The sequence below is a fragment of the Mycobacterium sp. E1715 genome (genome assembly GCF_001667625.1).
GTDB lineage: Bacteria > Actinomycetota > Actinomycetes > Mycobacteriales > Mycobacteriaceae > Mycobacterium.
This window is the reverse complement of record NZ_LZJJ01000048.1, coordinates 1-5,293: the sequence shown is the minus strand read 5'-3', so window position 1 is coordinate 5,293 and position 5,293 is coordinate 1. Positions and strand designations below refer to the sequence as shown.

Genomic DNA, 5,293 nt, shown 5'->3' with positions numbered 1-5,293 from the left:
GTCGCCAGGGATCGCGGCCACCGGGGCCTGGTCGAGTTCGGGGTAGTCGCGGGTGTGCTCGCCGACGGGAAGCCGGTCTCCAGCCCGCAGTGGGGCGGGGCCGATGGCCGACATCACGTCATAGCTGCGCGATCCCAACACCGGCTGCACGGCGATGCCGCCCCGCACCGCGAGGTAGGTCCGCAGCCCGGCACGCGGCGCGCCGAGCGCGATCACCTGGCCGTCGCGGACGTGCTGAATGCTGTTGGTGCCGAACTTGATTCCATCGACGGTCGGGTCGGTGTCGGCGCCCGTCACCGCGATGTCGATGTCGCCGCCGCGCACCCGGGCCGCGAAACCGCCGAACGTCACCTCGACGGTGGCGCGATCACCGGGGTTGGCCACCAGCCGGTTAGCCAGCTGGTGCGCGCGCCGGTCGGCGGCGCCCGACCGGCTCACTCCCAGGTGGGCCAGCCCGGGCCGGCCCAGATCCTGGACGACGGCGAGCGGTCCGGTGCGAAGGATCTCCAGGGATGGCACCACGATCTCCTTAACTCAGACGGCCCGGAACTGAACCCACATGCCCTGCGTCAGCAGCGCCGGCTCGGGCCGTTCGAGATCCCACAGGACCGCGTCGGTGCGGCCGATGAGCTGCCAGCCGCCCGGCGACTGGCGCGGGTAGACGGCGCTGAACTCCCCGGCCAGGCCGACCGCGCCGGCCGGAACCGACGTGCGGGGCTCCGAGCGACGCGGCACCCGCAGGCGCGCGTCGCCGTCGACCAGATATGCGAAACCCGGTGCGAACCCGCTGAATCCGACGCGCCACAGTCCGCCCGTGTGGGCCTCGATCACCTGCGCGACGGTCAGCCCGGTGTGACCCGCGACCTCTGCGAGGTCGGGTCCGTCGTACGCGACGTCGATAACCACGTCGGCACGCCGATCCGGCTCGGCGGACTCCCCGGCGGTGACTCGCATCTTGCGCAGCCGCTGACGGATCACGCCCTGGAAGCGGGGGCCGTCAAGCCGGACCAGGACCGTCCGGGCGGCGGGGACGACGTCGACGACACCCGGCAACGCCGCGGCGCGCAACTGCGCAGCCCACGCCAATACCTCGGCGGTGCTGCCACATTGCAGCATCAGCGCACTGTCGCCGAAGTCCAGCACCGTGTTGCCGACCCACTCGGTCGGCAGGTCCTTGGACACGTTGCCCGCCAGGTCCGTCACGCTCATTACTCGACGGTAACCCCGCCGGCTCGGAGCGGGCGAGGGGCGAGCGACGGATTTTCGAACACTGCCAGAGCTGCCTTAGCAAACGCTCAAACGCCGCAGGCGCGGCCGGCGTCTAACCGAGGATTCTGCCGATCAGCGGGGGCAGCTGATCGGCCACCAGCGGGTAGCTCAGCGGCGAGGAGAACGCGATCGCGCCGGCCTGATCCTTGGTGGTGAAAATGTGCCGGCTCTGCGCGGTCGCCTGGGACGCGGCCACGTCGGGGTCGGCGAGCAACGCCTTCTGATCGTCGGGGCTCTCGGTGGTCCAGATGATCACGTCGGCGGAGTCGAGCACCGCCTTGACGTGGTCGCGCGGGATGACCGCGCGGTGGTCCGTGCCGAAAGGCCTGATGCTGTCGGCGATCACGAGCCCCATCTGGTTCAGGAAGTCCGTGCGCCAGCCGGCCATGGTCGCGACGACGGTGCCCTGCCAGAGTGTGCCCTGCATCAGCAACGCCTTCTTCCCCGTCCAAGCCGGGTGGTCCTTGCCGACGGCGGTGAACTTCTGGTCGACGGCGTCGATCAGCGACTTCATCTGGTCGGCCTGAAACACCGCCCGGCCGATCGCGGTGGCCTGCTCCTTCCACGGCTCGAAGAAGGCGTCGCCGTCCGACTGCGGAACGGTCGGGGCGATCGCGGACAGCTTCTGATAGGTGTCGGCGTCCACCCCGGCGTTGGTGGCCACGATCAGGTCCGGTTTGAGGCCGGCGATCTGGTCGACCGGAATCCCGTTGTCGAGGTTCAGCACCACCGGCTGCGCCCCACCGAGCTTCGGCTGGGCCCACGGCCACACCGCGAACGGCTGATCACCGAACCAGTTGGTGACGGCGATGGGCACCACGCCGACCGCGAGCAGGTCGTCCTGCTCGGTGTAGCCGGCGCTGACCACCCGCTTGGGCGGTTCCTTGATCACGGTCTGACCGAAGAGATGGTCGATGGTCACCGATTTGCCGCCGGAGCCATCCGACGACGGCTTGCGTGACGAGCACGCGGCGGGAGCCCCGGCGACCGCGGCGACCGTCGCAGCCCCTGCGAGCTGCAAGAATCCCCGGCGATTCCAACCCTGTCGCATCGCGTGAGATTAGCGCGTCCGGTGCCCGCGACGCCCGTCGCCGCGCGGTTGCCCGCTCAGCCCAGTGGCATGCCGGCGTCCAGGAAGTCCAGCGCCCGATAGATGGTGTCGGCCGTCTTCGGCGCGCTGTCGTACGCCGCCATCATGGCGCCGACCATCGCACCCACGAACACCCGCACTTCGAAATCGCTTGCAGCACGGCCGATCCGGCGCCCGATCGCCTCCGCCATGACGTTCACGGTGCGGTGGTACTCGTCGTAGAGGGCGGCCTTGAGCTCGGGTATGGAGAAGATCAGCCGTTGCCGGGTGTTCTCGAACTCCAGCTGCTCGGCAGACAGGCCGGCCATCGTGGTCGCGTAGGCCCGCCGAATGGCCTGGCTGGGCGACAGTTCGGGCGGCTGGGCGTCGAACGCGGCCAGTATCAGCGGATCGAGGTCGTCGGCCAGCAGCAGCGACTCCTTGGATCCGAAGTACCGGAAGAATGTGCTGGGCGACACCTCGGCGGCCTCGGCGATCTGCTCGACGGTGGTGGCGGCGTAGCCGTTCGCGTCGAAGAGGCGGAACGCCTCGCGCCGCAGGGCATGGCGGGTCTTGATCTTCTTGCGTTCCCGCAGCCCCAGGGGCTGGTCAGTCGCCGGCATGTGGCAATTCTCCCGCATCGGGCGGCCAAAAAGATCTGACAAGCGGCGACCGGCCGTTGCGAGATCCACGTATCTCCGACGTAACTGCGCCCAAGCAGGCCGGTAACAGACCTTCCATAGCGTCGGGGCGTGACTACGACGACCTCCGCGGAGCCGACGACTACCGTCCTTGCGCCCGCGCCCACGCGCCCGCCGCACCGGGGCGGGCACTGGATCGACGACTGGCGGCCCGAGGACCCCGAGTTCTGGGAGACTACGGGCAGGCCGATCGCCCGGCGCAACCTGATCTTCTCGATCTTCGCCGAGCACGTCGGGTTCAGCGTGTGGATGTTGTGGAGCATCGTGGTGGTCCAGATGACCGCGGGGCCGCACGGCCACCCGTCCGCGTCCGGCTGGGCGCTGACCGCGAGCCAGGCCCTGTGCCTGGTCGCCGTGCCCAGCGGGGTCGGCGCGTTCCTGCGCCTGCCCTACACCTTTGCGGTGCCGATCTTCGGCGGCCGCAACTGGACCACCATCTCGGCGGCGTTGCTGCTGATCCCGTGCGGGCTGCTGGCCTGGGCGGTCGGGCATCCCGGGCTCTCGTTCAGCGTTCTGGTCGCGATCGCCGCGACCGCGGGCTTCGGCGGCGGCAACTTCGCCTCGTCGATGGCCAGCATCTCCTTCTTCTATCCGGAGAAGGACAAGGGGTGGGCGCTGGGCCTGAACGCCGCCGGCGGCAACATCGGCGTCGCGGTGGTGCAGAAGATCATCCCGCCCATCGTCGTCGCCGGGGGCGGGGTGGCGCTGTCGCGCGCCGGGCTGTTCTACGTGCCGCTGGCCGTGGTGGCCGCCGTATGCGCATTCCTGTTCATGAACAACCTGTCGGAGGCGAAGGCGGACGTGAAGCCGGTGTGGCAGTCGCTGCGGCACCCCGACACCTGGGTCATGTCGCTGCTCTACATCGGCACGTTCGGATCGTTCATCGGCTACTCGGCGGCCTTTCCGACCCTGCTCAAGACGGTGTTCGGCCGCGGCGACATCGCCTTGACCTGGGCGTTCCTCGGTGCCGGTATCGGCTCGGTCATCCGGCCCCTGGGCGGCAAGCTGGCCGACCGGGTGGGCGGGGCGCGCATCACCGCCGCCAGCTTCGTCATGCTCGCGGCGGGGGCCTCGGCCGCGCTGTGGTCGGTGAACGCCAAGAACCTGCCGATGTTCTTCGCCAGCTTCATGTTCCTGTTCGTCGCGACCGGCGTCGGCAACGGCTCGACGTACCGGATGATCTCGCGGATCTTCGTCATCAAGGGTCAGCTCGCGGGCGGCGACCCGGAAACGATGGTGCACATGCGCCGCCAGGCGGCGGGCGCGCTCGGCGTCATCTCGGCCGTCGGCGCCTTCGGCGGGTTCGTCGTGCCGCTGGCCTACGCCTGGTCGAGGTCGCAGTTCGGCAGCATCGAGCCGGCGTTGCGGTTTTACGTGGGGTTCTTCCTGGCCCTGCTGGTGGTCACCTGGTACTGCTACCTGCGCAAAGGCAACGCCGTGGCGCGGGTCGGGGTGTAGCGGAGCCTCACGGCCTCTGCTTGCCCCCGTAACCTTCCCAGGGGCTGTAGTCGGCGATCAGCTCCTCCTGCGGCGGTCGCTGGCCGGCGGGGACGTGCTGCAGGTTGATCCGGATGCGATACCAGATCGAACTCGGCCCGCGCATGCCGTCGACCAGGACGTCTGCCGGCTGCAGCAGGCGCGCCGCTGCGGGGTGGCGGCCGCGCCAGGTGTCCAGCGCGGCGAGCGCCTCGTCCTTGGTCTTGGTGCGGGCGATCTCGACGAGCGGCTTGGACGAGACCCGCCCGCTTTCGGTGCGCGTCCCCGAACCTTTGGGCGCCCGCTCGGGCGGCCCCATCTCCTCGGCCAGCATCAGCAGCCGATCCAGGTCGCCGACCGCGTCGTCCATCCCCTCCCACGGATCACCCATGTCGGCGAACCGGCGGGGCACGGTCTCGATGGTGAACGCCTCTGGCCTGCAGCCGGCGACTTCCTCCCACAGCAGCGGCGTCGACACCCGTGCGTCCGGGGTCGCGCGGACCGAGTACGCCGACGCGACCGTGCGGTCCTTGGCGTTCTGGTTGAAATCGACGAACACCCCCTCGCGCTCCTCCTTCCACCAGCGGCTGGTCGCCGCGTCGGGCACCCGCCGCTCGACCTCGCGGGCCACGGTCTGGGCGGCCAGCCGCACCTGCCGGAACTCCCAGCGCGGGGCTATCCGGGCGTAGATGTGAAAGCCTCGCGACCCCGACGTCTTCGGCCAGGCGACCAGGCCGTAATCCTCCAGCACCCCGCGGGCCACCAGGGCCACCTCGAC

The 5,293-nt window shown here is 69.9% G+C and carries 5 protein-coding genes and 1 pseudogene; 1 reads left to right on the top strand and 5 read right to left on the bottom strand.

Annotation, left to right across the window (positions count from 1 at the left end):
* From A9X03_RS02715 to A9X03_RS02700, 4 genes and pseudogenes are all read right to left on the bottom strand, one after another.
* Positions 1 to 519: pseudogene (locus A9X03_RS02715) on the bottom strand (allophanate hydrolase subunit 2 family protein); the annotation flags it as partial.
* Positions 520 to 534: 15 nt separating this feature from the next.
* On the bottom strand, positions 535 to 1,209 hold the full coding sequence (locus tag A9X03_RS02710; protein ID WP_067749772.1) for an allophanate hydrolase subunit 1: 675 nt from the start codon (positions 1,207 to 1,209) through the stop codon (positions 535 to 537).
* A 112-nt stretch (positions 1,210 to 1,321) separates the two neighbouring features.
* On the bottom strand, positions 1,322 to 2,320 hold the full coding sequence (locus A9X03_RS02705) for an ABC transporter substrate-binding protein (RefSeq protein WP_067749774.1): 999 nt from the start codon (positions 2,318 to 2,320) through the stop codon (positions 1,322 to 1,324).
* Positions 2,321 to 2,376: 56 nt separating this feature from the next.
* A complete protein-coding gene (locus A9X03_RS02700; protein WP_067749776.1) occupies positions 2,377 to 2,961 on the bottom strand; it encodes a TetR family transcriptional regulator in 585 nt (194 codons plus the stop codon).
* Between the two features lie 129 nt (positions 2,962 to 3,090).
* Between A9X03_RS02700 and A9X03_RS02695 the strand changes: the two genes are divergently transcribed.
* A complete protein-coding gene (locus A9X03_RS02695; RefSeq protein WP_068259574.1) occupies positions 3,091 to 4,497 on the top strand; it encodes an MFS transporter in 1,407 nt (468 codons plus the stop codon).
* A 7-nt stretch (positions 4,498 to 4,504) separates the two neighbouring features.
* Here A9X03_RS02695 and A9X03_RS02690 read toward each other — a convergent pair.
* Positions 4,505 to 5,293, bottom strand: a 789-nt coding sequence (locus A9X03_RS02690; protein ID WP_369807391.1) for a DNA primase small subunit domain-containing protein, incomplete at its 5' end; no start/stop codon positions are given.

Excerpts from the sequence above, each read along its gene's own strand:
- A9X03_RS02710 (WP_067749772.1), bottom strand. The coding sequence starts at position 1,209 with ATGAGCGTGACGGACCTGGCGGGCAACGTGTCCAAGGACCTGCCGACC.
- A9X03_RS02705 (WP_067749774.1), bottom strand. The coding sequence starts at position 2,320 with ATGCGACAGGGTTGGAATCGCCGGGGATTCTTGCAGCTCGCAGGGGCT.
- A9X03_RS02700 (WP_067749776.1), bottom strand. The coding sequence starts at position 2,961 with ATGCCGGCGACTGACCAGCCCCTGGGGCTGCGGGAACGCAAGAAGATC.